General features: G+C 72.5%; 25 protein-coding genes. 8 read left to right on the top strand and 17 right to left on the bottom strand.

All coding sequences use genetic code 11. From position 1 onward, the window contains the following. Nucleotides 1-43: 43 nt before the first annotated feature. Nucleotides 44-1,177: an Mrp/NBP35 family ATP-binding protein gene (locus tag KWI83_RS34655; RefSeq protein WP_218518354.1), complete on the top strand. Its 1,134-nt coding sequence runs from the start codon at nt 44-46 to the stop codon at nt 1,175-1,177. A gap of 126 nt (nt 1,178-1,303) precedes the next feature. Here KWI83_RS34655 and KWI83_RS34650 read toward each other — a convergent pair whose 3' ends face one another. The 5 genes from KWI83_RS34650 to sigE all read right to left on the bottom strand — a co-directional run bounded on the left by KWI83_RS34650 (nt 1,304) and on the right by sigE (nt 6,758). After that, nucleotides 1,304-1,963 carry a hypothetical protein gene (locus tag KWI83_RS34650; protein WP_218518353.1) on the bottom strand — a complete coding sequence of 220 codons (660 nt, stop codon included), beginning with the start codon at nt 1,961-1,963 and terminating at the stop codon, nt 1,304-1,306. A 183-nt stretch (nt 1,964-2,146) separates the two neighbouring features. Then, a complete protein-coding gene (locus tag KWI83_RS34645) occupies nt 2,147-2,614 on the bottom strand; it encodes a sec-independent translocase (protein ID WP_218518352.1) in 468 nt (155 codons plus the stop codon). A gap of 166 nt (nt 2,615-2,780) precedes the next feature. Continuing rightward, on the bottom strand, nt 2,781-4,892 hold the full coding sequence (locus KWI83_RS34640; protein WP_218518351.1) for a S1C family serine protease: 2,112 nt from the start codon (nt 4,890-4,892) through the stop codon (nt 2,781-2,783). A gap of 136 nt (nt 4,893-5,028) precedes the next feature. Next, on the bottom strand, nt 5,029-5,994 hold the full coding sequence (locus KWI83_RS34635) for a zf-HC2 domain-containing protein (protein WP_218518350.1): 966 nt from the start codon (nt 5,992-5,994) through the stop codon (nt 5,029-5,031). Next, nucleotides 5,991-6,758, bottom strand: a complete 768-nt coding sequence (gene sigE, locus KWI83_RS34630; protein WP_218518349.1) for an RNA polymerase sigma factor SigE — start codon at nt 6,756-6,758, stop codon at nt 5,991-5,993. Before sigE ends, KWI83_RS34635 begins: the two co-directional genes overlap by 4 nt. A 163-nt stretch (nt 6,759-6,921) precedes the next feature. Between sigE and KWI83_RS34625 the strand changes: the two genes are divergently transcribed. Continuing rightward, nucleotides 6,922-7,620: an O-methyltransferase gene (locus KWI83_RS34625; protein ID WP_277347804.1), complete on the top strand. Its 699-nt coding sequence runs from the start codon at nt 6,922-6,924 to the stop codon at nt 7,618-7,620. Nucleotides 7,621-7,731: 111 nt separating this feature from the next. On the opposite strand, the gene KWI83_RS34620 is transcribed toward KWI83_RS34625, so the two are convergent. Beyond that, nucleotides 7,732-7,899, bottom strand: coding sequence for a DUF3117 domain-containing protein (locus KWI83_RS34620; RefSeq protein ID WP_003966491.1), 168 nt, complete (start codon nt 7,897-7,899; stop codon nt 7,732-7,734). 378 nt (nt 7,900-8,277) lie between these two features. Here KWI83_RS34620 and KWI83_RS34615 point away from each other — a divergent pair, with 378 nt between their 5' ends. Further along, the gene (locus tag KWI83_RS34615; RefSeq protein ID WP_218518348.1) at nt 8,278-9,081 is read left to right on the top strand and encodes an enoyl-CoA hydratase/isomerase family protein; all 804 of its coding nucleotides are present in this window, start codon (nt 8,278-8,280) and stop codon (nt 9,079-9,081) included. A gap of 191 nt (nt 9,082-9,272) precedes the next feature. Here the strand turns inward: KWI83_RS34615 and KWI83_RS34610 are convergent, their stop codons facing one another. Both KWI83_RS34610 and KWI83_RS34605 read right to left on the bottom strand, forming a co-directional pair. Further along, nucleotides 9,273-9,863 (bottom strand): DNA-3-methyladenine glycosylase I, encoded by a 591-nt coding sequence (locus tag KWI83_RS34610; protein WP_218518347.1) that lies wholly within the window; start codon nt 9,861-9,863, stop codon nt 9,273-9,275. Next, entirely contained in the window at nt 9,860-10,213 is a 354-nt protein-coding gene (locus tag KWI83_RS34605; protein ID WP_218518346.1) for a DivIVA domain-containing protein, read from the bottom strand. The genes KWI83_RS34610 and KWI83_RS34605 overlap by 4 nt, the downstream gene beginning before the upstream one ends. 158 nt (nt 10,214-10,371) lie before the next feature. On the opposite strand from KWI83_RS34605, the gene folP reads away from it, so the two are divergent. Continuing rightward, on the top strand, nt 10,372-11,232 hold the full coding sequence (folP, locus tag KWI83_RS34600) for a dihydropteroate synthase (protein WP_218518345.1): 861 nt from the start codon (nt 10,372-10,374) through the stop codon (nt 11,230-11,232). Nucleotides 11,233-11,486: 254 nt separating this feature from the next. On the opposite strand, the gene KWI83_RS34595 is transcribed toward folP, so the two are convergent. Both KWI83_RS34595 and dapE read right to left on the bottom strand, forming a co-directional pair. Continuing rightward, nucleotides 11,487-12,245, bottom strand: a complete 759-nt coding sequence (locus KWI83_RS34595; RefSeq protein ID WP_218518344.1) for a TIGR00730 family Rossman fold protein — start codon at nt 12,243-12,245, stop codon at nt 11,487-11,489. A 185-nt stretch (nt 12,246-12,430) separates the two neighbouring features. Then, nucleotides 12,431-13,510, bottom strand: coding sequence for a succinyl-diaminopimelate desuccinylase (dapE, locus tag KWI83_RS34590; protein WP_218518343.1), 1,080 nt, complete (start codon nt 13,508-13,510; stop codon nt 12,431-12,433). Between the two features lie 82 nt (nt 13,511-13,592). On the opposite strand from dapE, the gene KWI83_RS34585 reads away from it, so the two are divergent. Beyond that, complete coding sequence (locus tag KWI83_RS34585; RefSeq protein WP_218518342.1) at nt 13,593-14,558, top strand: heavy metal transporter; 966 nt, start codon at nt 13,593-13,595, stop codon at nt 14,556-14,558. 342 nt (nt 14,559-14,900) lie between these two features. Beyond that, a complete protein-coding gene (locus KWI83_RS34580; RefSeq protein WP_218518341.1) occupies nt 14,901-15,347 on the top strand; it encodes an ATP-binding protein in 447 nt (148 codons plus the stop codon). Between the two features lie 72 nt (nt 15,348-15,419). Here the strand turns inward: KWI83_RS34580 and KWI83_RS34575 are convergent, their stop codons facing one another. Together KWI83_RS34575 and fdxA are read right to left on the bottom strand one after the other, a co-directional pair. Beyond that, nucleotides 15,420-16,562, bottom strand: coding sequence for a bifunctional succinyldiaminopimelate transaminase/glutamate-prephenate aminotransferase (locus KWI83_RS34575; protein WP_218518340.1), 1,143 nt, complete (start codon nt 16,560-16,562; stop codon nt 15,420-15,422). Between the two features lie 109 nt (nt 16,563-16,671). Continuing rightward, on the bottom strand, nt 16,672-16,992 hold the full coding sequence (gene fdxA, locus KWI83_RS34570; RefSeq protein WP_023546973.1) for a ferredoxin: 321 nt from the start codon (nt 16,990-16,992) through the stop codon (nt 16,672-16,674). 140 nt (nt 16,993-17,132) lie between these two features. On the opposite strand from fdxA, the gene KWI83_RS34565 reads away from it, so the two are divergent. Beyond that, nucleotides 17,133-18,131 (top strand): GNAT family N-acetyltransferase, encoded by a 999-nt coding sequence (locus KWI83_RS34565; protein WP_218518356.1) that lies wholly within the window; start codon nt 17,133-17,135, stop codon nt 18,129-18,131. A gap of 2 nt (nt 18,132-18,133) precedes the next feature. Continuing rightward, nucleotides 18,134-18,997, top strand: coding sequence for a transglutaminase-like domain-containing protein (locus KWI83_RS34560; protein ID WP_218518339.1), 864 nt, complete (start codon nt 18,134-18,136; stop codon nt 18,995-18,997). Between the two features lie 84 nt (nt 18,998-19,081). Here KWI83_RS34560 and KWI83_RS34555 read toward each other — a convergent pair whose 3' ends face one another. From KWI83_RS34555 to KWI83_RS34535, 5 genes are all read right to left on the bottom strand, one after another. Then, complete coding sequence (locus KWI83_RS34555; protein ID WP_218518338.1) at nt 19,082-19,696, bottom strand: response regulator transcription factor; 615 nt, start codon at nt 19,694-19,696, stop codon at nt 19,082-19,084. Continuing rightward, nucleotides 19,693-20,862, bottom strand: a complete 1,170-nt coding sequence (locus KWI83_RS34550; protein ID WP_218518337.1) for a histidine kinase — start codon at nt 20,860-20,862, stop codon at nt 19,693-19,695. The genes KWI83_RS34555 and KWI83_RS34550 overlap by 4 nt, the downstream gene beginning before the upstream one ends. After that, entirely contained in the window at nt 20,859-21,599 is a 741-nt protein-coding gene (locus KWI83_RS34545) for an ABC transporter permease (protein ID WP_218518336.1), read from the bottom strand. The genes KWI83_RS34550 and KWI83_RS34545 overlap by 4 nt, the downstream gene beginning before the upstream one ends. Continuing rightward, complete coding sequence (locus KWI83_RS34540) at nt 21,596-22,513, bottom strand: ABC transporter ATP-binding protein (RefSeq protein WP_218518335.1); 918 nt, start codon at nt 22,511-22,513, stop codon at nt 21,596-21,598. Before KWI83_RS34540 ends, KWI83_RS34545 begins: the two co-directional genes overlap by 4 nt. Before the next feature lie 117 nt (nt 22,514-22,630). Beyond that, a complete protein-coding gene (locus KWI83_RS34535) occupies nt 22,631-24,793 on the bottom strand; it encodes a hypothetical protein (RefSeq protein WP_218518334.1) in 2,163 nt (720 codons plus the stop codon). Nucleotides 24,794-24,839: the final 46 nt, after the last annotated feature.

Here is a 24,839-nt window from a genome sequence, read left to right as displayed (position 1 = left end):
CGGGCTTTCCGACGAATGTGTGCGGCGCCGTACCATCGTCCTTATGGCTACGGAAGACGCGGTGCGCGAAGCACTGGCGACGGTGAACGACCCCGAGATCAACCGGCCCATCACCGAGCTCGGGATGGTCAAGTCGGTGGAGATCGGTGCGGACGGTGCGGTCGCGGTCACCGTGTACCTGACGGTCTCGGGCTGCCCGATGCGCGAGACGATCACGCAGCGTGTGACCGAGGCGGTCTCCCGGGTCGACGGCGTCACCCGCGTCGACGTCACGCTCGACGTGATGAGCGACGAGCAGCGCAAGGAGCTGGCGACGGCACTGCGCGGCGGCCAGGCCGAGCGCGAGGTCCCCTTCGCCAAGCCGGGCTCGCTCACGCGCGTGTACGCGGTCGCGTCCGGCAAGGGCGGCGTCGGCAAGTCGTCGGTCACGGTCAACCTGGCGGCGGCGATGGCGGCCGACGGGCTGAAGGTCGGTGTCGTCGACGCCGACATCTACGGCCACTCCGTGCCGCGCATGCTGGGCGCCGACGGGCGGCCCACCCAGGTCGAGAACATGATCATGCCGCCGTCCGCGAACGGCGTGAAGGTCATCTCCATCGGCATGTTCACGCCGGGCAACGCCCCCGTCGTGTGGCGCGGCCCGATGCTGCACCGCGCGCTCCAGCAGTTCCTGGCGGACGTCTACTGGGGCGACCTGGATGTTCTGTTGCTCGATTTGCCTCCGGGTACGGGCGACATCGCCATCTCCGTCGCCCAGCTGGTCCCGAACGCCGAGATCCTGGTCGTGACGACCCCGCAGCAGGCGGCGGCCGAGGTCGCGGAGCGGGCCGGCTCCATCGCCGTACAGACCCACCAGAAGATCGTCGGCGTGGTCGAGAACATGTCCGGCCTGCCCTGCCCGCACTGCGGCGAGATGGTCGACGTCTTCGGCACGGGCGGCGGCCAGGTCGTCGCCGACGGCCTCACCCGCACGACCGGCACCAACGTCCCCGTCCTCGGCAACATCCCCATCGACGTCCGCCTCCGCGAGGGCGGCGACGAGGGCAAGCCGGTGGTCCTGACCGACCCGGACTCCCCGGCGGGCGCGGCGCTCCGCTCGATCGCGGGGAAGCTGGGCGGACGGCAGCGGGGCCTGGCGGGCCTGTCGCTGGGGATCACGCCGCGCAACAAGTTCTGACGGGCGGCGGGTGGCGCCCTTCAGGGGCGCGGGGAACTGCGCGAACAACCACACACCACCCGCAGCCGCCGGAAACCAAGCAGCCCCACGGCGAAGGGGCGCCGAAACCCACCGGCGCCCCTGACCTCATGCGTACTCGGCGATGTCCTTGATCATCGCGAACCCCAGTCCATACGCGCTCATCCCCCGGCCATACGCCCCCAGGTGAACCCCCTGCTGCGTGGACCCGGCGAGCACCCACCCGAACTCGGACTCCCGGTAGTGGAAGGGCGTCGGCACACCGTCGACGGGAAGGGACAGCGTCGACCAGTCCGCACCGGCGAGATCGTCCGCGAGGACCCACGCCGTCTCCGTCTGCTGCTCCAGCCAGTCGTCCCGCAGGCTGTGGTCCATCTGCCCGGGCCAGGTGAAGGACAGCAGCCCCACCCCCGCCAGCCAGGCGGCCGAGGAGACCGACGTCGCCTCCAGCAGACCCGTACCGTCGGCACTGCGCCGCACGGGATTCGCGGCGACGGTCACCACGACGGCGAACCGCTCCCGCTCCTCGGCGACCCCCTCGGCACGCACCGAGGGCTCGTCCCCGTGGCCGATCGAACCGTGCTCCACGGCTCCGTCGGCCGTCATACCCACCTGCATCAGCCAGCGCGGGCCCGTGAACGCCTCGTCAAGGCCGTACCACGGGAAGGGCGCACCCAGGTAGCCGTCGACCGTACGCCGGGCGGAGGGGAACTGTTGCCCGCCCTCCGCGGCCGACGCCTGCGCGACTGCCCGACTCGTCGTCTCCATGTGCCCGGACGCCTCCTCGCTCTCGTCGGAACGGACGGCCCGCCCCCCTTCGGGCGTACTCGTCCGGTCCGCACAACAACTCGGCAGCATATCCACACCACTGCGGGCAGCCGGGAATGCGCCCGGCGCGTGGGTCGCACGGGCGGCCCGTTCAAGCCGTGTGGCGCCGGTGTCCCGCCGGTGTCAGGTGGCGTCCGCGTCGAAGGGCGGGCGGTCGTCGGGCTTCTTCGTCATGTCGACGCGGGCACCGGCCGAGGAGGGGGCGGGGGCGGGGGCGGGGGCGGGGGCGGGGGCGGGGGCGGGGGCGGGGGCGGCCGGAGTCTCGGCCTCTCGGGAGTGGACCGCGTCCGTGACTTCGGCCATCTCCTTCTTCAGGTCGAAGCCGTTGCGGATCTCCTTCAGCCCCAGGTCGTCGTTGTCCAGCTGCTTGCGGATGAAAGTCTTGGGGTTGAGGTCCTCGAACTCGAAGTCCTTGAACTCCGGGCCGAGCTCCTGCCGGATGTCCTGCTTGGCGCTCTCCGAGAACTCACGGATCTTCCGGACCGTGCGCATCACGTCCTGGATGACCTTCGGGAGCTTGTCCGGACCGAAGACGAGCACGGCGAGGATGACGAGCGTCACCAGCTCCAGCGGTCCTATGTCATTGAACACCTGAAAGCTCCTTGCGATGTCCCGGGCCGGATCCACGGTACCCGTCGATCCTGTCCGACCGGTACCGTTCCGTGCCTCCCCCGTGCGGGTAAGTGAGCGTTTTTCCGGTTGTTTGCCTTGTGGGAGAGGGTTCGCGGTCCTGTCTGTGAGATTTGTGTGGGTTCGCTCAGTCGCCGTCCGAGGAGCCGAGCACCAGCGAGATCGTCCGCTTCTCGCCGTCCCGCTGCAGGGTCAGCTCCAGCCGGTCGCCGGGGCGGTGGGCGCGGATCTTGACGATCAGTTCCTCACCGGAGTGGATCCGCTGGCCGTCGACCTCGGTGATGATGTCGCCCGGCTCGATCCCGGCCTTGTCGCTGGGGCCGCCCGGGGTGACGGGGGCGTCGCCGTCGCTGCCCTTGGTGCCGACGCGGGCGCCGTCGCCGGTGTAGTTCATGTCGAGGGTGACGCCGATGACCGGGTGGGTCGCCTTGCCGGTGTTGATCAGTTCCTCGGCGACGCGCTTGCCCTGGTTGATCGGGATGGCGAAGCCGAGGCCGATGGAGCCGGACTGGCCGCCGCCCAGATCGGTGCCGTCGTCGGCGGAACGGATCGCGGAGTTGATGCCGATCACGCGGGCCCGGGCGTCGAGCAGGGGGCCGCCGGAGTTGCCCGGGTTGATGGGGGCGTCGGTCTGCAGGGCGTCGACGTAGGAGATGTCGCTGGCGTCGCCGCTCTCGCCGCCCGCCGTGATGGGGCGTTCCTTGGCGCTGATGATGCCGGAGGTGACCGTCCCGGCCAGGTCGAAGGGGGCGCCGATGGCGACGACCGGGTCGCCGACCTGGACGTTGTCGGAGTTGCCGAGGGGCAGCGGCTTGAGACCGCGGACGCCGCGGACGCGGACGACCGCGAGATCGTAGCCACCGTCGCGGCCGATGACCTCGGCCTTCGCCGTCTCGCCGCCGTGGAACGTGACCGTTATGTCGCCGTCCGCGCCGGCGGGCTCCACGACGTGGTTGTTGGTGAGGATGTGGCCCCGGCCGTCGAGCACGAAGCCGGTGCCGGTGCCTCCCTCGCCGGAGCCGGTGACGTGCAGGGTGACCACGCTGGGCAGGGCCCGCGCGGCGATCCCGGCCACGCTGCCGGCGTCCCGCCCGGCGGCCTCCTGCCCGGCCTGCGGCAACTCCACCTGCCCGACCCCGCCGTTGCGCTCCAGATACGCGCCGACGACACCGCCGACGCCGCCGGACACGAGGGCGACGAGCACGGTACCGACGATCAGGATCTTCTTGGCCCGCTGACGACGCTGCTGCTCGGTGGGGGTCGCGGCGCCGGTCTGCTGGAGCGGGGCGGGGGCGGTTCCGGCGCCGGGGGTGGGGTTTGGGGCGGCCCAGGGGTCGTAGCGGTGCCAGGGGTTGGGGGAGGTGGGGGCTTCTGGTGACGCTGGTGACTGGTGGATGTCGGTGGTGGGCGGTGGCGCGGGCATGCCACTGACGGTGGGCGCGGCGGGGGTTGGTACGGCTTGCGCGGGGATCGGTGCGGCTGGCGCGGGAGCCGGTACGGCCGGGGCAGGGCCCGGTACGGCCGGGGCAGGAGCCGGTACGGCTGACTCGGGACCCGGCACGGCCGGGGCAGGGCCCGGTACGGCCGCGGCAGGGCCCGGTACGGCCGCGGCAGGGCCCGGTACGGCCGCGGCAGGGCCCGGTACGGCCGCGGCAGGAGCCGGTACGGCCGGGGCAGGAGCCGGTACGGCCGGGGCAGGAGCCGGTACGGCCGGGGCAGGAGCCGGTACGGCCGGGGCAGGGCCCGGTACGGCCGGGGCAGGGCCCGGTACGGCCGGGGCAGGGCCCGGTACGGCCGGGGCAGGAGCCGGTACGGCCGGCGCGGGACCCGGCACAGCCGGTACCGCCGGTGCAGGAGCCTGCGGCGCTGCGGGGGCCGGAGCGGCAGGCGCGGGCGCCGGAGCGGGCGTCCCGGGCGGCGTCGCCACCGCCGGTGCCACCATCGCCGTGCCGTGCGCGGGCGTGGTCGCCGGATGCTGTACGGGCGGAGCGGGCGCCCAGGGACCGGGCTCGCCGTAGGGCGGGGTGCTGTACGGGTCGGGATCGTGGAGGGGCTTGACGTCCTCGACGGCGGGCGCCTGGACCGGCACCGCGTCCGCCTGTACGGCGGACGCGGTCACCTCACCCTTCGACGCCTGCGGCGCCTCGTCGGACGCCGCCTCCTCGGGCACGTCCTCCGGGCGCCTCAGCTCGAAGTCGCCCTCCCCCTTGCCCGGCGTCGGCGCGGTGCCCTCGTTCATGCTCTCCCCACAGCTGGCCGCGGCCCGGCTCGTCGTTGGTGTGGCCGCAGTTCGTCGATTCCGCGCCGGACTCGGTGGCGTGGGCGCGGTTCACCCTGGATTCAACCAGGTTCGCGCGCCGCGGCGCAGGGCCCGGTCAGCGGGGTGTGCCGGAGGAGGACGCGGAGGGAGTGGAAGGCCCGTCGGTGACGGGTGCCGCGAGCAGGCCGGGAGCCATGACCTCCGGTGCCGTCGACCAGCTGGTGAGCGTGATCGGCGGGGCCGCCGCCAGCGGACGTATCAGCGGCGACATCGCGGCCGCGCCTGCCACCACGGGAGCCGTGAGTGCGTGCAGCGGCTGTGCGGCCACCCCGGGCAGCAGCGGCGCGGACACCTCCGTCGGGGCCACCGGCGTGTCCCCGAGCGTCCGGCCGCCCTGGCTCTGGGCGAGCAGCGGGCCGGCGCCACGGCGCCGCTGGTTCTCGGGCGTCGTCGCCGTCCCCGAGCCCGCCCGCGCCGGGGTCACGTTGCTTCCCGAGCCGCCCCGGGTGTCGGTGTCGCCCGGCGTGCCCGTGGTGACGCCGCCCAGGGCGATCGCCGCCAGGGACACCGCCCCGGCGGCCACGAACGCGAACCGGCGCCCGCGCGAGGCCGCCGCCCGCTCGGCGTCGCTGCGGCCCACGTCATGGATGCGGAACCCGCGCTGTGCGGAGGCGGGCAGTACGGACGCGTGCGCGGCGGTGGGAACGTATTCGAAGTCGAAGCGCTCGCCGCGCCTCATGCCGAAGACGCCGGTGGCGCCGGGCCGTCCCGTGGGCAGCCCGCCCCCGAAGCCTCCCCCCACCGGTGGAACACCACCGTCGAGATCACCTCCCCCGGGGAGCCCCTGAAGGCGGGCCAGGAAGCTCTCGGAGGGCGGTGGCGGGGCGGCCTCCGCGAAGACGTTCTTCAGCCGGCGCTGGGCGTCCACCTCCGCCTTGCACTTCGGGCAGGTCGCCACGTGCGCCAGCACGCGCTCACGCGTGTCATGACCGAGCTCGCCGTCCACCAGGGCGGCGAGTCGGTCTCCCAGGTGCTGCTCTGCGAGGCGTTCCTCGGCAGCCGTCGGCCGTGTGCCACTCACGCGGACGCGCCCCCTCCCCCCAGAGCGGGGACACGGGGCACGAAGGAGCGGCGCTCGGCGCGCGCCTCCGGGGACCGGTGCGCGAGGGCCTTGCGCAGCTGGGAGCGGCCGCGGTGGATCCGGGAGCGGACCGTGCCGAGCTTGACGCCGAGGGTCGCGGCGATCTCCTCGTACGACAGTCCTTCGATGTCGCACAGGACGACCGCGGCGCGGAACTCGGGCGCGAGGGTGTCGAGGGCCTGCTGGACGTCCGCGTCGAAGTGCGCGTCGTTGAAGACCTGCTGCGGGGACGGCTCGCGGCTGGGCAGCCGCTCGGCCGCGTCCTCGCCGAGGGCGTCGAAGCGGATGCGCTGCTTGCGGCGGACCATGTCCAGGAAGAGGTTCGTGGTGATGCGGTGCAGCCAGCCCTCGAACGTGCCCGGCGAGTACGTCGACAGGGAGCGGAAGACACGGACGAAGACCTCCTGGGTGAGGTCCTCGGCGTCGTGCTGGTTGCCCGTGAGGCGGTAGGCCAGCCGGTACACGCGACCGCTGTGGGTGCTGACGATCTCCTCCCAGGTGGGCGGAGTCCACGCCTGCCCGTCCGCGTCGGTGGAGAAGGTCGCGGTCCGGTCGTGGTTGTGGTTGTGGTCAGCAGCGGTGTCGTTCACGGATTTCGGCCTGCCCGCCGACCCGAGGAAGCGCCGCAGCACTCCTGTGCGGTCCACAGGCGCAGCCGCACCTCCCCTGTCAGCTCTGGTGGTGTCCAGTGGAGCCCCTACCATAGCCACCTCGCCCGTTAGCTCCCCATAAGCGGTTTTACGAGAATTTGATCTGTGCTGATACGGCTCATACGGCTGCGTCAGCACTTGCTCGCGGTCCCGCTCGTCGTCGTGATCCAACTGTGTCCCCCGCCGTCGTCTCCCACCCCTCTAAACGCGCGGTCCCATCTGCGGGTTCCCGGCGCCAACGGATACAGTCACGCCCAGGCAACCACGGGGACAGGAGAGGGTCATTACCGGCAACCGGCTGACGAGCTGGGCGTTCGCCGACGCCTTTGTCGCCGAGGACGACGCGCTGCACTGGGCCCGCGACCGGGCCCGGGAGGCAGGGCTGCGCTCGGTGTCGCCCGGCACGGGCGCGGCGCTGCGGTTGCTGGCCGCCTCCGTGGACGCCAAAGCCGTGGCCGAGATCGGCACCGGCACCGGTGTCTCCGGGATCCATCTGCTGCACGGGATGCGCCCGGACGGCGTGCTGACCACCGTCGACCCCGAGCCGGAGCACCAGCAGTTCGCGCGGCAGGCCTTCCGTGCCTCCGGGTTCGCCAGCAATCGGGCCCGGTTCATCCCCGGGCGGGCTCTGGACGTGCTGCCCCGGCTCGCGGACGCCGGCTACGACCTCGTCTTCTGCGACGGTGACCGGCTGGAGGTGCTGGACTACCTCGCTGAATCGTTGCGCCTGCTGCGTCCGGGCGGGCTCGTGGCGTTCGAGGGCGTGTTCGCCAACGGGCGCACGGTGGACTCGGGGCCGCAGCCGACGGAGGTGCTGCGGCTGCGGGAGCTGCTGCGTGCGGTGCGCGAGAGCCAGGAGCTGGTGCCGTCGCTGCTGCCGGTGGGCGACGGGCTGCTGTGCGCGGTCAAGCGGTGACGCCGGTGACGCCGGTGGCCTGCACCTTCGTACCGGACATCGCCGGACATGCAGCCGCCCCGGCGCCGGATGCGGTGCCGGGGCGGCTGAAAGGGTATGGTCGCCTGCGGGTCAGCCCACGACCTTCTTGAGGGCGTCGCCGAGCGCGTCGGCCTCGTCCGGGGTCAGCTCGACGACGAGCCGACCGCCGCCTTCGAGCGGAACGCGCATGACGATGCCCCGCCCCTCCTTGGTCACCTCGAGCGGGCCGTCACCCGTCCGCGGCTTCATGGCCGCCATGCTCGTTCCCCTTCCTGAAAACCAGCTCATCGTCAAGGCCGACGGCCCGCTGAAGGGCACGCGCGGTCCGTGAAGCCAGACACGCGACACCGGCATCGAACACATTGCTTCCCAGCCATTATCCCGCATCTCACGACCCGATGACCAACATCAGTCGGCATCGCTTGGGCAACGCGCGCGAGCAAAACCACTCAATTCGGCGATGTGACTGCGATACTGCGCAGCCGCACGGACTTCCGCCCACCGGAAAGCGGCTCGAATTCTTTGACGCAGCTCACACGGACGCTCGGGGCCGTTGTCGGTGATCTCCGCCATGCTGTCCTCAGACAGGACGTACCGACCGGTACGCCCCAAGCCGCCGACCCGAGGGGATACGCCATGGCCGACACCGTGCTCTACGAGGTGAACGACGGGCTCGCGACGATCACGCTGAACCGCCCCGAGGCGATGAACGCGCTGAACATCGAGGCCAAGGTCGCCCTCCGCGACGCGGTTCAGTCCGCGGCGGCCGACGACGCCGTGCGGGCGGTGCTGCTCACCGCGGCCGGTGACCGGGCGTTCTGCGTGGGCCAGGACCTCAAGGAGCACATCGGGCTGCTGGCCGCCGACCGGGAGTCGGGCGAGGGGCAGACGATGAGCACCGTGCGCGAGCACTACAACCCGATCGTGCGGGCGCTGACCGACATGGCGAAGCCCGTGGTCGCGGGCGTGAACGGGGTCGCCGCCGGGGCCGGCTTCGGCTTCGCGCTCGCCGCGGACTACCGGGTCGTGGCGGACACGGCGGCCTTCAACACGTCGTTCGCGGGCGTGGCGCTGACCACCGACTCCGGTGTGTCCTGGACCCTGCCGCGCGTGATCGGGCCCGGCCGCGCCACCGACCTGCTGCTCTTCCCGCGCAGCGTCAAGGCGCAGGAGGCGTACGAGCTGGGCATCGCGAACCGGGTCGTGCCGGCGGCTCAGCTGCGGGCGGAGGCCGAGCAGGTGGCCCGCGCGCTGGCCGAGGGGCCGACGGTGGCGTACGCGGCGATCAAGGAGGCCGTGGCGTACGGCCTCAGCCACTCCCTGGCCGAGACGCTGGAGAAGGAGGACGAGCTGCAGTCGCGGGCGGGGGCGTCGGAGGACCACGGGATCGCGGTGCAGGCGTTCGTGAACAAGGAGAAGCCGAAGTACCTGGGGCGCTGAGCCGGGTCCGTCCGCTGGTTCCTGTCGGCCCTTCCCGTCGTCCGCCCGCAGGGCGGGCCGCGCGGCGTCAGGTGCGCGTTCCGGGCGTGCCGGGTGCAGGCGCTCGTACTGGTTGTACGTCGGCCTGTGCCCGGTGCGGCGCGCATACGGGCAGGGCGCCGCGCGGCAGGCGGGAATGCGCCGACAGGGCCCTAGCCGACGCGGCGTGCGACGCAGTTCGCCAGGTGGTCGTTGACCAGGCCGCAGGCCTGCATCAGGGCGTACGCCGTGGTCGGTCCCACGAAGCGCAGGCCCCGTTTCTTCAGGGCCTTGGACAGGGCCGTCGACTCCGGGGTGACCGCGGGGACGTCGGCGATGGTCTTCGGGACCGGGCGGGTGGCCGGGGGGTCGGGGGCGTGCGACCAGATCAGGGTGTCCAGCTCGCCCGGCGCCCAGTCGGCCAGCGCGCGGGCGTTGGCGAGGGTGGCGTCGATCTTGGCGCGGTTGCGGATGATGCGGGTGTCGGTGAGGAGGCGGTCGCGGTCGTCGTCCGTGAAGGTGGCGACCGTGGCGATCTTGAAGTCGGCGAAGGCTGCGCGGAAGCCGGGGCGGCGGCGCAGGATGGTGATCCAGGACAGGCCGGACTGGAAGGCCTCCAGGGCCAGCCGTTCGAACAGCGCGTCGTCGCCGTGGACCGGGCGGCCCCACTCCTCGTCGTGGTACGTCACGTAGTCCGCCGTCGACAGGGCCCAGGGGCAGCGCAGCGCGCCGTCCGGGCCGGCCAGGGCGGTGCCGTCGCTCATCGCCGGTCCTCTTCCCGGCCGGGCTTGTCCATGGAGACGCGGGCGGCGGCCTGCGCGCCGGCCAGGGCGGACTCCAGGTCGGCGATCCGGGCGTCCCGCTCGGCGAGCTCGGCGGCGAGGCGGTTCAGGGCGTCGTCGACGTCGGCCATGCGGTAGCCGCGGGCGGCGAGGGGGAAGCGCAGGGCGTCGATGTCCGTGCGGCTGAGCGGGCGGTCGGGGGGCAGCGGGTCCTGCAGCCGCTCGGGCGCGGCCTCGGGCAGCGGGCCGTGCTCGCCGCCGCCGACCACGGCGAGGGTCACCGCGGCGACCACGACTGCGAGGGCGACGACCAGGAAAAAGAACATAACCATCGCTTCAGGGCCCCCACGCGGAGTGTGCCGGCATACGTGTGGCGCAGGCCGACGTCGGATGTGTCAGGGTCCGATCGTGCCATGCGAGTCTGACAGTTAGGGTCTCAGGCGGTCACAAAGGGCCTACCACCAGGACGAACGAGGAGAGGTCACAGGGGATGCTCAGGCTGGGCAGGCGGGAGTTCGACCCGCGCGAGCCGGTGATCATGGCGATCGTGAACCGGACCCCGGACTCCTTCTACGACCAAGGGGCCACGTTTCGCGACGAGCCCGCCCTTGATCGGGTGGAGCAGGCGGTGACCGAGGGGGCCGCGATCATCGACATCGGTGGGGTCAAGGCGGGGCCCGGTGAGGAGGTGACCGCGGAGGAGGAGGCGCGGCGGACGGTCGGGTTCGTGGCGGAGGTGCGGCGGCGGTTCCCGGACGTGATCATCAGTGTGGACACCTGGCGGCACGAGGTCGGGGAGGCCGTGTGCGAGGCGGGGGCGGATCTGCTGAACGACGCGTGGGGTGGGGTGGATCCGCGGCTGGCGGAGGTCGCCGCGCGGTACGGGGTGGGGCTGGTGTGTACGCACGCGGGGGGTGCGGAGCCGCGTACGCGGCCGCACCGGGTGACGTACGACGATGTCATGGCGGACATTCTGCGGGTGACGTTGGGGCTGGCTGAGCGGGCGGTGTCGTTGGGGGTGCCTCGGGAGTCGGTGCTGATCGATCCCGGGCACGACTTCGGGAAGAACACGCGGCACAGTCTGGAGGCGACGCGGCGGCTGGGGGAGATGGTGGAGACGGGGTGGCCGGTGCTGGTGTCGCTGTCGAACAAGGACTTTGTCGGGGAGAGCTTGGACAAGCCGGTGAAGGAGCGGGTGATCGGTACGTTGGCCACGACGGCGGTGTCCGCGTGGCTCGGGGCGCAGGTGTATCGGGTGCATGAGGTGGCGGAGACTCGGCAGGTGCTGGAGATGGTGTCGGCGATCGGGGGGTGGCGTGAGCCGACGGTGGCTCGGCGGGGGCTGGCCTGAGGGCCTCTGCCTTTGCCCACCGGCCCGCCCGACTCGGTTGGGCAAGAAGTGAACGCCCTGGGGCTCCGCCCCTGCACCCCGGCGGGCTCCGCCCCGCCCGCCGGTTCCGGACGAGCTCCGTCCGGAACCGGCGTTTGAGGGCGACGGCGTTCAGGCCCAAGCGGCGGGGCCGGGGGCGGTAGCCCCCAGGGGCGGTCCGGCGTCGGGTGTGGAGGAGGCGTCGGGTTGCTCAACGCCTCGGCTCGAGCACAGCGCTAGCGTCCCGCCTCCTTCGACACCAACGCCACCGCCTCGTCCACGTCGTCCGTCAGGTGGAACAGGTGAAGGTCCTTCTCCGCCGCCTTGCCCTGCGCGACCAGGGTGCCGCGGAGCCAGTCGATCAGGCCGCCCCAGTAGTCGGTGCCGAAGAGGACGATGGGGAAGCGGGTGACCTTCTGGGTCTGGACCAGGGTCAGGGCCTCGAAGAATTCGTCCAGCGTGCCGAGACCGCCGGGCAGGACTACGAAGCCCTGCGCGTACTTGACGAACATCATCTTGCGGACGAAGAAGTAGCGGAAGTTCAGGCCGATGTCGACATAGGGGTTGAGCCCCTGCTCGAAGGGCAGTTCGATACCCAGGCCGACCGAGATGCCGCCCGCCTCGCACGCGCCCTTGTTGGCCGCCTCCATCGCCCCGGGGCCGCCGCCGGTGATGACCGCGAAGCCCGCCTCCACCAGGCCCCGGCCGAGGCGGACGCCGATGTCGTACTCGGCGGACTCCACCGGTGTACGGGCCGAGCCGAACACGCTGATGGCGGGCGGGAGTTCGGCGAGCGTGCCGAAGCCCTCGATGAACTCCGACTGGATACGCAGGACGCGCCACGGGTCGGTGTGGACCCAGTCCGACGGGCCGCCCGCGTCCAGCAGACGCTGGTCCGTCGTGCTCGCCGTCACCTGGCTCCGCCGACGGAGGACCGGGCCGAGGCGCTGCTCCTCCGGCGGCTGCTTCTTGCCCTCAGGGTTGCCGGTGGCCATGTGCGCTCCCTCCGCTTGCGGGGTGTTTCCACCTCAGCGTAGATCCACGCCGGTTACAGAGGGGGGACATGCGCGTGTCTGCGACACAGCGCCCGCGCGTAGCGCCCCGCGCATAAGGGGTCTGCACTATGCCCGCCCGGGTCGCGCGGGCATAGTGCAAGGACCCCTAAAGCCCCGCGCGCACCTCACGCCGTCAGCCAGGCCCGCAGCCGCTCCTCCCCCGCCACGATCTTCGCCGTCTCCACCCGCTCGTCCCGCCTGTGCGCCAAGTGCGGGTTGCCGGGGCCGTAGTTGACCGCCGGGATGCCCAGCGCGCTGAACCGGGAGACGTCCGTCCAGCCGTACTTGGGCTGCGGGGTGCCGCCCACCGCCTCGACGAAGGCCGCCGCGGCCGGGTGGGAGAGGCCGGGCAGCGCGCCCGGGCTGTGGTCGTCGACGACGAAGTCGGTCACGCCGCAGTCCGCGAACACCTCACGGACGTGCGCGATCGCCTCCTGCTCCGTACGGTCCGGGGCGTAGCGGAAGTTGACCGTGACGACACACTCGTCAGGGATGACATTTCCGGCCACACCGCCCGAAATGCGCACCGCGTTCAGGCCCTCGCGGTACTCCAGGCCGTCGATCACCGGGTGGCGGGGCTGGTACGAGGCGAGGCGGGCCAGGATCGGGGCCGCCGCGTGGATCGCGTTGGAGCCCATCCAGCCGCGCGCCGAGTGCGCCCGCTCGCCCTTCGTCTTCAGCAGCACCCGCAGGGTGCCCTGGCAGCCGCCCTCCACCTGACCGTCGGACGGCTCCAGCAGCACCGCGAAGTCGCCCCGGAGCCACTCCGGGTGCGCCTCGGCGACGTGCTTCAGGCCGTTGAGGTCGGCGGCGACCTCCTCGTTGTCGTAGAAGACGAGGGTCAGGTCGCGGTTCGGGGCGGGGACCGTGGCCGCGATGCGCAGCTGCACCGCGACGCCCGCCTTCATGTCACAGGTGCCGCAGCCCCACAGCACACCGTCCCCGTCCAGCCGGGACGGCACGTTGCCGGCGATCGGCACGGTGTCGATGTGCCCGGCGAGGATCACCCGCTGCGACCGGCCCAGGTCGGTGCGGGCGACGACGTTGTTGCCGTAGCGGTCGACCGTGAGGTGCGGCAGGGCGCGCAGCGCGGTCTCGATCGCGTCCGCGAGCGGCTTCTCGTTGCCGCTCTCCGACGGGAAGTCGACGAGCTGGGCGGTGAGCTGGGCGGCGTCCAGGGTGAGGTCAAGCGGGGAGTCGGCCATACGCCGACCCTAGCGCCCCCGACCTGGGAGTACTTTCCGCACCCGACTCCAGTCACTCCGTACTCTCCAGTACCTTGTACGCGTGCCAGAGCCGTCCCCTACTCTCCAGCGTCGCGGCCGCCTCCTCCGTATCGGGGCGGCCTTCGTCGTCCTGCTCGCGGTCGCGGGCTATCTCGCGGTGCAGTACATCACCGGAGGCACCGGCGGCCCGGGATGCAAGGTCGTCTCGGCCGACGGTGACGGGGCGACGTACGAGTTCACCCCCGAACAGGCCGTCAACGCCGCCACGATCACCGCCGTGGGCACCGCCCGCGGGCTGCCCGAACGGGCCGTCACCATCGCCCTCGCGACCGCCCTGCAGGAGTCCGCGCTGCGCAACATCGGCCACGGCGACCGCGACTCGCTGGGCCTGTTCCAGCAGCGGCCCTCGCAGGGCTGGGGCACCGAGGAGCAGATCATGGACCCGATCTACTCGGCGGGCATGTTCTACGACCATCTGGTCAAGGTCCCCGGCTACACCCGGCTGCCCCTCACCGTCGCCGCCCAGCGCGTGCAGCGCAGCGGCTTCCCGCAGGCGTACGCCAAGCACGAGCCCGACGCCACCCTGCTCGCCGCCGCCCTCACCGGGCGCTCGGCGGCCACGCTGACCTGCGAGGGCCGGCCCGGTGCGACGGCGACCGCCGGTCCGGACGCGGTGCGCTCCGCGCTCGTACGGGACTTCGGGCGCATCGAGCAGGCCGGGGCCGAGGTGGGCGCCGCCACGCCCACGCCGACCCTGGTCACCGAGACCAGCGGGCGGACGGTGACCGTGCCCGTCGCCGAGGAGACCGACGGGCGCAGTGCCCGGGAGCGCGGCTGGCAGCTCGCGCACTGGGCCGTGGCCAACGCCTCCGCGCTGCACATCGAACGCGTCTCGTACGCCGGGCGGGAGTGGGTCGCCGGGCACACCGACAGCCGGTGGCGTGCCGCGGCGGGCGGCGCCCGGAATGCGGACCGGGCGGAGAGCGCGGGGACCGAGAACGCCGTCCGAATTGTCACTGGGCAGTAGTACGAACGGGTCACTCCCAGGGGTTACGTCCGTCCACTGGGGGCGACAGGGTGCTCAGGTTTTCGCGGCCTCACCCTCGTATGCGTCAAAGCCCTTGGAAACACGGGGCTGTAAGGATTCGGCAGACTTTCGGACCGGGTGTTCTTTGCCCGTTTTTATCCACAGCCGATAATGCGACGCATTGCCAACTCTTTACGTTGGCCCGCCGCAACCTTCGGAGGCTTCGAGCGGTAGTCACTGCGTCCGAGCCCGAGAGCGAGACCCAGGAAGCGACCGACATCGCGGGGTCAACTCCCGGGCACGGCTGGACACTTCACCGTTCTCTCCCGTCGAAGGAGCACCATGTCCCTCCCCCTGACCCGTCGGATCGCCCGTGCCGCGCTGCTCGTCGCAGCGGGAGCGGCTGCCGGGGTCGGTGCGGCCGGCTCCGCCAGCGCGGCCCCCGAACTGCCCGCCACCCCCAACCTGGGCGGGCTGACCGCCCTGGACGGGGCGAACGTCGGCAACACCGTCGACAGCGCGGCGCAGAGCGTCACCGGCACCGCCGGTGAGACCGGCAGCAAGGCGGTCAAGACGGCGGTGCCGGCCGCGGGCAAGACCGGTGGCCAGGCCGCGAAGAAGGCGACGCCGGCGGTGCAGAAGGCCGTGGGTGACGCCGCTGGGGCCGCCGGGTCCGTCGTGGGTGACACCGCGTCGACCGCGACCACGGGCGCGCTGCCGACGGACGGGCTGACCAAGGACAGCCTGCCGACGCAGTCGCTGCCGACCACGGGGCTGCCGATCGGCTGAGTGCCGGGCGCCGCTGCAGAGGCGACGGGGTCCAGGACGTTGTTCCTGGGCCCCGTCGCTTTGCTCAGAGGCTCACGCGAGCCGCTTCACCGCTGCCGCGACCCGCTCGTCCGTCGCCGTCAGGGCCACGCGTACGAAGTTCTCGCCCGCCTGGCCGTAGAAGTCGCCCGGCGCGACCAGGATGCCCAGGCCCGCCAGGTGGGCGACCGTGTCCCAGCAGGACTCGTCCCTGGTCGCCCACAGGTAGAGGCTGGCCTCGCTGTGCTCGATGCGGAAACCGTGGCCCAGCAGGGCCTCGCGCAGCGCCGTACGGCGGGCCGCGTAGCGCTCGCGCTGCTCACGGACGTGGGTGTCGTCGCCCAGCGCCGCCACCACCGCCGCCTGCGTCGGCGCGGACGTCATCATGCCGCCGTGCTTGCGGATCTCCAGCAGCGGGCCGAGGACGGCCGGGTCGCCGGCGAGGAAGGCGGCGCGGTAACCCGCGAGGTTGGAGCGCTTGGAGAGGGAGTGGACCGAGACGATGCCCTCGTACGAGCCGCCGTTGACGTCCGGGTGGAGGACCGAGACCGGGTCGGCCTCCCAGCCGAGTTCGAGGTAGCACTCGTCGGAGAAGACCAGGACGCCGTGCTCACGGGCCCAGGCGACGATCCGGGTCAGCTCGTCCTTCGGCAGCACCCTGCCCGTCGGGTTGGACGGCGAGTTCAGCCAGAGGAGCTTCAGGTTCGCCGGGTCGAGGTCCGTCGGGTCGTCGTACACCTCGTGGTCGGCGCGGGCCAGGCGGGCGCCCACCTCGTACGTCGGGTAGGCGAGGCGCGGGTGGGCGACCTTGTCGCCGGGGCCGAGGCCCAGCTGGGTGGGGAGCCAGGCGACGAGTTCCTTGGAGCCGACGATCGGCAGGACGTGGTGGTGGGTGACGTCCCGGGCGCCGAGGCGGCGCCGCACCCAGCCGGTGATCGCGTCACGCAGTTCGGGCGTGCCCCACACGGTCGGGTAGCCGGGCGAGTCGGCGGCGGCGATCAGCGCCTTCTGGATCAGCTCGGGGACCGGGTCGACCGGGGTGCCGACGGACAGGTCGACGATGCCGTCGGGGTGCGCGGCGGCCGTCTGCTTGTACGGCGCGAGCTTGTCCCAAGGGAAGGTCGGGAGGCGGTCGCGAAGCGACTCCGTGGAAGGGTGGTGGCGGGCGACGGGCGGGCGGTCGGAGACTGCGGACACGGTGTCTGGCTCACTTTCTGGTGCGGCAAACGCCTCGGTCCCGTGCGACGACGATCGGGGTGATCGGGCCGTACGGGACCGAGGCGGCGCGGTTCGGCCGCTTACGACGTCACTCGCCCTGCGGCGGCAGCGCGGCGACGAAGGGGTGGTCCCGCTCGATCAGACCGAGCTTGCTGGCGCCGCCGGGCGAGCCGAGCTCGTCGAAGAACTCGACGTTCGCCTTGTAGTAGTCCTTCCACTCCTCCGGCACGTCGTCCTCGTAGAAGATCGCCTCGACCGGGCAGACCGGCTCACATGCCCCGCAGTCGACGCATTCGTCCGGGTGGATGTACAAGGACCTTGAGCCCTCGTAGATGCAGTCGACCGGGCACTCCTCGATGCACGCCTTGTCCTTGACGTCGACACAAGGCTGCGCGATGACGTAGGTCACGCTGTCGTTCCTCCTCGATAGGGCGCTGGCGGGCCTCCTCAGGCTCCGCCGCCTGGCGCGCGGGAGCGCGGCGTCGTCGATGCCCGCCCCTAGTATCTCCGTTCCTGGGCATGATCCGAACAGGAGGGGTGAACCGACCCGTGGAAATATCGGCGGCTGGACGCCTTGAGGTCCGTATCACCACTGCTGACGTGGGCAAACGAGTCTCCGTACGGCGGTTGGGGGACCCTCGTGTCACGGAGCAGAAATTCACCGACACGGTGGGTGTTCTCACATCCTGGGACGAAGGTGTGCTCGTGATCACACGGCGCGACGGCGAACGCGTCCGGATCGCGGAATCCTCCCTGGTCGCGGGCAAGGTCGTGCCTCCGGCGCCGGCCCGGCGACGCGGCCCCGCCGCCTCCTACGAGGAACTCGCCCGGGTCGCCGCGCGCGCCTGGCGGCCGCTGGAGAGCGAGCGGCTGGGCGAGTGGGAGCTGCGCGCCGCTGCCGGGTTCACCCGGCGCGCCAACTCCGTGCTGCCGCTCGGCGACCCCGGCGTGTCGCTCGACGAGGCGCTGACCGTCGTACGGCACTGGTACGGCGACCGCGGCCTGCCCGCGTACATCCAGACCGCCACCGGCGCCGAAGGCACCCAGGAGCTGCTGTGCGCTGAGCTGGAGCGGCGGGGGTGGGTGCGGGAGGTGTCCGCCGAGCTGTGGACCGGGGGGCTCTCGCCGGTCGCGGATCGGGCCGAGGGGGCCGGGGTGGTGCTGTCCCGGGAGGCGGACGCCGGGTGGCTGGCGCGGTATCAGCGCAAGGGGGTGAGTGAGGTGGCGTTGCGGGTGCTGGGGAGTGGGAGCTCGGTGTGGTTCGCGCGTGTGCCCGGGGAGGGCGAGGTGCCCGCGGCCATCGGACGGTGTGTCGTCGACGGGCGGTGGGCCGGGTTCGCCGCCGTCGAGGTGGATCCCGCGCTACGGCGGCGGGGGCTGGCCGGCGAGGTGATGGCCGCGTTGGCCCGGCGGGCGCTGGACGAGGGCGCGTCGGCGGCGTGGCTGCAGGTCGAGACGGACAATGCCGGTGCACGGGCGTTGTACGCCGGGCTGGGCTTCGGCGTGCATCACACGTACCACCACTTCCGGGAGCCGGAGGGCAGGTAGTCATGCGTCCACCCTTCCCGCCACCGCCGGAGCGGTCCGCCGAGCTGCGGCGCCGGTTCGCCGAGGAGGCGCGGGCCGAGCGGCCCGATCTGGCGACGTTGTGTCTGCTGGTGAGCGCGCAGGCCGACGGGACGCTGGACGAGGCGGGCATCGACGCCGCGCAGGTCGAGCTGGACCGGCTGGCCGGGCTGCTGCCGTTCCGGCCCGGTGGGGCGCGGGCGTGGGCGGTGGCGGTGCGGGAGCTGCTGGGCGAGCGGTGCGGGTTTCGCGGCTCCGCCGCGGACTATCAGCGGCTGGAGTCGTCGCTGCTGCATGCCGTGCTGGTGCGGCGGCGGGGGTTGCCGATTCTGCTGTCGGTGGTGTGGATGGAGGTGGCCCGGCGGGCGGGGGCGCCGGTGTACGGGGTGGCGTTGCCCGGGCATTTCGTGGTCGGCTTCGGCGGGCCGGCCGGAGGAGCGGATGAGCAGGTGCTGGCGGATCCGCTCGACGGGGGGCGGGTGCTGAGTGGGAAGGACGCGGAGTTGCTGGTGGTGGGGGCCACGGGGGCGCCGCTGGATGCTTCGATGCTGGTGCCTGCGGATCCGCTTGATGTGGTGCTGCGGATTCTGAACAACATCCGGGCGTGGGCCGCGGCGCGGGTCGAGCGGTCGGATGTGGGGTTGTGGGCGGTGGAGTTGTCGTTGCTGCTGCCCTCGCATCCGGCACGGTTGCGGTACGAGCGGGCGCAGTTGCTGGTGCGGCGGGGGGATTTTCTGGGGGCGGCGGAGGAGTTGGACGCGTATGCGGAGGTGGTGGGGGCTGTGGACGAGGGGGCGGCGGAGAGGGTGCGGGGGGAGGCGCGGGCCGCTCGTGCCATGTTGAACTGATGGGGCGAGTGCGGGTTTCGTTGTGGCTGGTCGCGCCCACGCGGCGGAGCCGCATATCGATACGGCCCCGCGCCCCTAGGTTGACTACAGCCAGCCCTTGTCTTCGGCGATCCGGGCTGCTTCCGTTCTGTTGCGGGCCGCCAGCTTCTGGATTGCCGTCGAGAGGTAGTTGCGGACCGTGCCCTGGGACAGGTGCAGGGTTGCCGCCAGCTCCGCGTTCGTGGAGCCGTCCGCCGCCGCTCGCAGCACCTCTCGTTCGCGGTCCGTCAACGGGTTCGCGCCCTCCGCCAGGGCCGCTGCCGCCAAGGTCGGGTCGATGACCCGCTCCCCGGCGAGCACCTTGCGAATCGCCTCCGCCAGCTGGGCAGCCGGGGCGTCCTTGACGAGGAAGGCGTCGGCGCCGGACTCCATGGCGGTGCGGAGGTAACCGGGGCGGCCGAAGGTGGTGAGGATGACCAGGCGTACCTCCGGCAGCTCCCGGTGGAGTCGGGCCGCCGCCTCGATGCCGGTCGCGCCCGGCATCTCGATGTCGAGGAGGGCCACGTCGACGTCGTGCTCGCGGGCCAGCGGCAGCACCTCGTCGCCGCGCGCCGCCTGGGCGACCACCTCGATGTCGTCCTCCAGGCCGAGCAGCGCGGCCAGTGCCTCGCGGACCATCGCCTGGTCCTCGGCGAGCAGGACTCTGATCGTGCGGCTCATGTCCCGGATCCTACGGCCGGGTCGGCGGGGACCCTCGCGACCAGGCGGAAGCCGTGCTTCAGCGGGCCCGCCTCCAGCGTGCCTCCCGCCTTGTGCAGGCGCTCGGCGAGGCCGGTCAGGCCGTGGCCCGGGCCTTCGCCGGTGCCGCCGCCCGCTCCCGAGCCGTCGTCCTCGACGCACAGTTCCAGTACCGGGCCGTCGAGGGTCTCCCGGCGGCCCACGGTGACCGTGCAGCGGCGGGCGCCGCTGTGCCGTACGACGTTGGTGACCGCCTCGCGCAGCGCCCAGGCGAGGGCGGACTCGCTCTCCTCGGGGATGTCGGCGAGCTCCGGTTCCACCGGGATGTCCGGCGTGACCCCGGCCGCCGTCAAGGCGACCCGGGCACCGGCGAGTTCGGCGGCCAGGCGGGGGCGCCGGTAGCCGCTGACGGCCTCGCGGACGTCGACGAGGGCCTGGCGGCTGACCTGTTCGATGTCGGCGACCTGCTGGGCCGCCTTGTCGGGCTGGTCCGGGAGCATCCGCCCGGCCAGTTCGCTCTTGAGGGTGATCAGGGACAGGGAGTGGCCCAGGAGGTCGTGCAGGTCACGGGCGAGCCGCAGCCGTTCCTCGTTGGCGGCCAGGTGGGCGACGGTGGCGCGGGCCTCGCGCAGGGCGACGGTGGTGCGGACGAGTTCGCGTACGCCGGTCATGGCGAAGCCGCCGAGCAGGGCGGGGATGAGCAGCCCGGCCAGGTAGGCGGTGCCGTCCGGGACGGCCAGGGCGACGGACGTCATCAGGGCCGAGGCGCCGGGGATGGTCCAGCGCGCGTACCGCAGGGGCAGTGCGGCGCCGGACGCGATCGAGACGTAGACGAAGAGGACCAGCCACTCGCGGCCGAGGGTGACGGCGAGGACCGTCGACTGGGCGGCCAGGACCGCCAGCGCGCTCAGGACCGCGGCGTTCCTGTCCCAGCGGCTGGTGCGGAACAGCAGGATCATGTACCAGGTGACGAAGGCCGCCAGGCCGATCCAGCCGAGGACGCGGACGCCGGTGCTGTGGCCGCCGTGCAGGAGGTCGGTGACGGGGGCGCTCAGGTAGACGAGCCAGATGCCCGTCCACAGGGTCTTGATCATCCGCTGCTTGCGGTTCTGCGGGCGCTGCCCGATGCCGACGCCGATGCCGCTCACGCCTTCAGCGAGTCCTTCCGGTACAGCCAGGCCGCCCCGCCCGCGAAGAGCAGGAAGGAGACGGCGAGGACGGCGATGTCCCCGGCCTGCGGAGCCTGGCTCTGTTCGATGGCCCGCCCCAGGGCAGCGTACGCGTGTGTGGGCAGCCACTGGGAGATGTCCTGGAGCCAGCCGGGGAACGTCGTCGTCGGCATCCACAGGCCGCCGAGCATGGACAGGCCGAAGTAGACGATCATCGTGATCGGGCGGACCGCGTCCCCGCTCGCGAGGTAGCCGATGGCCACGCCGAGCGCGGCGAAGACCAGGCTGCCGGCCCAGATCGCGCCGGTCAGGGCGAGCCACTGCCAGGCCTCCAGCCGTACGCCCTTCGCCACCGCCGCGACCACGAAGACGATCACGATCGAGGGCAGGCTGACCACGGCCGCGCTCGCGGTCTTGGCGAGGACGTAGCCGCGCCCGGGCAGCGGGGTCAGCCGCAGCTGCCGTACCCAGCCGTTCTCCCGCTCCTTCGCGATGCGCTCGCTGTTGCCCATCAGCACGGCGGTCAGGGCGCCGAAGGAGGCCATGGAGACCATCATGTACGTCGGGAGGGTCAGGCCCGTGCCGTCGATCGTCGTCGTGCCGTCGGCGGTTCCCGCGATCAGCAGGAACAGCACCGAGGGGTAGATCACCGAGAAGAACAGGAACTTGCGGTTGCGCAGCGCGCGGATGAGTTCCAGCGTGACCAGGTCGCTCATGATGTGCGCGCCTCCTCGGCGGTGGTGAGGGCGACGAAGGCCTCCTCCAGGCCCAGGCCGGCGACTTCGAGGTTGCGGGGACAGTGGCCCTGGGCGTAGAGGGCGTGGACGGTCGCGTCGGCGTCCGTGGAGCGGATGCGTACCGTATGTCCGGAGATGTCCAGGGAGGAGAGGAAGGGCAGGGCGCGCAGTGCGGGCTCGTCGATCGGGGCGTCGAGGTCGAAGGAGATCCTGCGGGCTCCCGCCCTGGCCTTGATCTCGGCGGCGGTGCCGTCGGCGAGCAGCCGGCCGCGGTGCAGCACGAGGACGCGGTCGGCGATGGCGTCGGCCTCTTCGAGGTAGTGGGTGGCGAAGAGGACCGTACGGCCGTGGTCGGCCTGGTCGCGCATGGTGGCCCAGAAGGCCTGGCGGGTGGTGACGTCCATGCCGGTGGTCGGCTCGTCGAGGACGATCAGGTCGCTGTCACCGGCGGTGGCGAGGGCGAACCGGACGCGTTGGGACTGGCCGCCGGAGAGTTTGTCGACCCTGCGGTCGGCGAGCAGGTCGACGCCCGCGCGGGACAGTACGTCGGTGACGGCGTACGGCCTGGGGTGCAGGGCGCAGGCCAGCCGTACCAGTTCGGCGACCGTGACGCCGTCCATCAGGCCGCCGCTCTGCAGCATCGCGCCCACCCGCCCGGCGACGATCGCCTCGCGCGGGGTGGTGCCGAAGAGGCGGACCGTGCCGGTGTCGGGCTGCCTGAGGCCGAGGAGGAGGTCGAGGGCGGTGGACTTGCCGGCGCCGTTCGGGCCCAGCAGGGCGACGGTCTGGCCCGGGTGCAGGGTGAGCGTCAGGGCGTCGACGGCGCGGACGGTGCCGTAGCTCTTGCTCACCCGGTCGAAGCCGACGGCCGGGGTGGGTGGTGTCGTTGTCATGCGGCCATCGTGGCCGCGCGGGGCGTGCGCCCGGCAGTGTCGGTGGTCCTGACTGCCGGATGACAGATGTCATGGACGAGGGCAGGGGGCACCCGGCGGGCGAGTGCCCCCTGCAACCTAGTTCGGGTTGGTGTCGATCGTCGCCACGCGGTTGGTCGTGCTCTTCAGGGCCGGGCGCAGGGCGCTGATCACGTCCTGGACCGTGACGGGGGTCTTCTGGCCGGTGGCCCGGGTGATGAGGACGCCGTCGAACGTCTTGCCGTAGAGGTCCTGCAGGGCGGCCTCGTCGTAGGTGTCGACGAGCTTGCCGTCGACCGCCTGGACACGGAGGAACTTCCACAGGGAGTTCTCCGGGCTGAAGGCGATGGAGTGGGCCGGGTCGGTCTGGACGGTGACGTTGGCGGACATCGCCGGCTCGGCGAACTCCTTCATCATCCGGTCGACCTCGGCGTTGGACACCGTCGGCTGCCGGGTGGTGGTCGGCACCTGGACCGGCGCGGCCGTGCCGGTCTCCACCTGGGTGCGGTAGGCCTCCTCGACGGCCTCGGTGGCCCGGTCGACGGCGATGCCCTGGCCGGCCTTGCCGTAGACGGCGACCGCCTTGCCCGACTCGAACTTGATCGTGCCGTCGGTGGCGCTGCCCGCGCCGCCCGCCACGGTCTGCAGCGCGGAGTGCAGCTTCTCCTCGTCGACCGGCATGACCGGCTCGACGACCCGCTCCTGACCGAAGAGCGAGCCGATCACGGAGACCGGGTTGTAGTCGCTCTTGGCGGCGGCGGCGACGGTGGCGTCGGCGTCGAACTGCAGGCCCGACTGGTCCGGCCTGAGCGAGACGGTCTCGCCGCCGACGGACAGCTTCAGCGGGTTGTCGACGCGGTCGCCGAGGGCCTCGTCGAGCTTCTTGACGGCGTCGTCGCGGGTGCCGCCGCCGATGTCCACGCCGAGCACGGTGGTGCCCTTGGGCACGTCGGAGTGGTTCATCAGCAGACCGGCGCCGTAGGCCACACCGGCGATGGCGAACACGCCGCTGCCGAGCAGCACCAGCTTGTTGCGGCCCTTCTTTTTCTTCTTGGACGCGGCGGCGGGCGCATTCTGCTGCGCCGGCTCGGGCCGCTTCGGCGGGGTGTGCGGCAGCGGCCCGTCGGTGGCGGCGCCCGCCCCGAACGGCGTGCTCCGGTCGGCGGGCGGCACGACCGGGATGCCGCTGGTGAGGGTGTCCCCGGAGACGTTGTCGACGGGGGCGAAGGGGCTGCCGGGGGGCGGCCCGGGGGCCGGCTTCTGCGGGGTGAGGATCGCGGTGTCGTCGCTCAGCCCGCCGCCGGGGCCGGGGTGCGCGGCGGTGCCGGGCGCGCCGGCCGCGTTCGGCGCCGCGAGGGGGCTGTCGCCGGTGACCGGGCCGCCGGTCGGGCCCGCGGGGCCCTGCGGACCTGCCGGTCCACCGGGGCCGCCGGGGCCACCCGGACCGCCGTAACCGCTCAGTCCGTTCTGGCCGTTGGGGGCGGCGCCCTGACCGCCGTACGGCCTGTGAGCGCCGTACGGGTCCTGCCCGTTCGGCGCGCCCTGGCCGTTCCGTCCGTTGTGTCCGGGCTCCGTGAAGTACGGCACGTCGTCGCGGCGCGGCTCGCCCGGGCGGGAGCCGTTGCCGTTGCTCCGCGGGCCCGCCGCGAGGGCTTCGGTGACGTCGAAGGAGCCGGTGCCGCCGCCGTGGCCGGGAGCCACCGGGCCGCCGGTCGCGCCGGGGAGCCCGGCGCCGTTCGTGCCGCCGGGCCGGGAGCCGCCCGGCATGTTCATGGAACCGACGACACCGCCGGGACGCCCGGCGCCCGGAGCGGCCGAACCACCCGACGGGGCCGCGCCGTTGGTGGCGCCGCCGCCCTGACCGGCCTTGGGCGACCCGGACTTGCGGGGCGCGAACCAGTCGCTCGCCTTCTCCTCGGCGGACCCCGGCTGTTGCTGCTCGGCGGGAGCCTCGACCGTGCCCGTGGAGGTGGCCGCGCCGGGGGCCGCCGCCACGGCGTCGCCGCCGTCGGTGCCCGCGGCGTCCGCGACGGGCTTGCGCACGACGACCGGCGGAATGGGCCGCGATCCGGGGATGTTGATCCGGATCCGGGTCGTCAGCGTCGTCTCGGTTTTGCGCTCCTCGGACTGTCCGCCCGAACGGCCCGCGTCCGCACCGCTGTCGGAAGCCGTGGGGGTGCCGTAGGGCGGCGTGCCCGAGGGGTATGCGGTACCCCCGTGCCCGTTGGGCCCGGAGGACGGACTGTCAGTTTCACGACTCAAGGCAGGTTCTCCCGGTTGGCTCCACCGCCCGTTACGACCTCAGATA

This window comes from Streptomyces sp. TRM70350 (assembly GCF_019219825.1).
In the GTDB taxonomy this organism is placed as follows: Bacteria; Actinomycetota; Actinomycetes; order Streptomycetales; family Streptomycetaceae; genus Streptomyces.
Note: the sequence above shows the minus strand (reverse complement) of the source record. Positions and strands in the feature narration are given on the sequence as shown.

Excerpts from the sequence above, each read along its gene's own strand:
- KWI83_RS34555 (WP_218518338.1), bottom strand. The coding sequence starts at position 19,696 with ATGAGCCGCACGATCAGAGTCCTGCTCGCCGAGGACCAGGCGATGGTC.
- KWI83_RS34620 (WP_003966491.1), bottom strand. The coding sequence starts at position 7,899 with ATGGCGGCCATGAAGCCGCGGACGGGTGACGGCCCGCTCGAGGTGACC.
- folP (WP_218518345.1), top strand. The coding sequence starts at position 10,372 with ATGCTCAGGCTGGGCAGGCGGGAGTTCGACCCGCGCGAGCCGGTGATC.
- KWI83_RS34615 (WP_218518348.1), top strand. The coding sequence starts at position 8,278 with ATGGCCGACACCGTGCTCTACGAGGTGAACGACGGGCTCGCGACGATC.
- KWI83_RS34540 (WP_218518335.1), bottom strand. The coding sequence starts at position 22,513 with ATGACAACGACACCACCCACCCCGGCCGTCGGCTTCGACCGGGTGAGC.
- KWI83_RS34650 (WP_218518353.1), bottom strand. The coding sequence starts at position 1,963 with ATGGAGACGACGAGTCGGGCAGTCGCGCAGGCGTCGGCCGCGGAGGGC.
- dapE (WP_218518343.1), bottom strand. The coding sequence starts at position 13,510 with ATGGCCGACTCCCCGCTTGACCTCACCCTGGACGCCGCCCAGCTCACC.
- KWI83_RS34580 (WP_218518341.1), top strand. The coding sequence starts at position 14,901 with ATGTCCCTCCCCCTGACCCGTCGGATCGCCCGTGCCGCGCTGCTCGTC.
- KWI83_RS34640 (WP_218518351.1), bottom strand. The coding sequence starts at position 4,892 with ATGAACGAGGGCACCGCGCCGACGCCGGGCAAGGGGGAGGGCGACTTC.
- KWI83_RS34595 (WP_218518344.1), bottom strand. The coding sequence starts at position 12,245 with ATGGCCACCGGCAACCCTGAGGGCAAGAAGCAGCCGCCGGAGGAGCAG.
- KWI83_RS34610 (WP_218518347.1), bottom strand. The coding sequence starts at position 9,863 with ATGAGCGACGGCACCGCCCTGGCCGGCCCGGACGGCGCGCTGCGCTGC.
- KWI83_RS34605 (WP_218518346.1), bottom strand. The coding sequence starts at position 10,213 with ATGGTTATGTTCTTTTTCCTGGTCGTCGCCCTCGCAGTCGTGGTCGCC.
- KWI83_RS34655 (WP_218518354.1), top strand. The coding sequence starts at position 44 with ATGGCTACGGAAGACGCGGTGCGCGAAGCACTGGCGACGGTGAACGAC.
- sigE (WP_218518349.1), bottom strand. The coding sequence starts at position 6,758 with ATGGTAGGGGCTCCACTGGACACCACCAGAGCTGACAGGGGAGGTGCG.
- KWI83_RS34560 (WP_218518339.1), top strand. The coding sequence starts at position 18,134 with ATGCGTCCACCCTTCCCGCCACCGCCGGAGCGGTCCGCCGAGCTGCGG.
- KWI83_RS34545 (WP_218518336.1), bottom strand. The coding sequence starts at position 21,599 with ATGAGCGACCTGGTCACGCTGGAACTCATCCGCGCGCTGCGCAACCGC.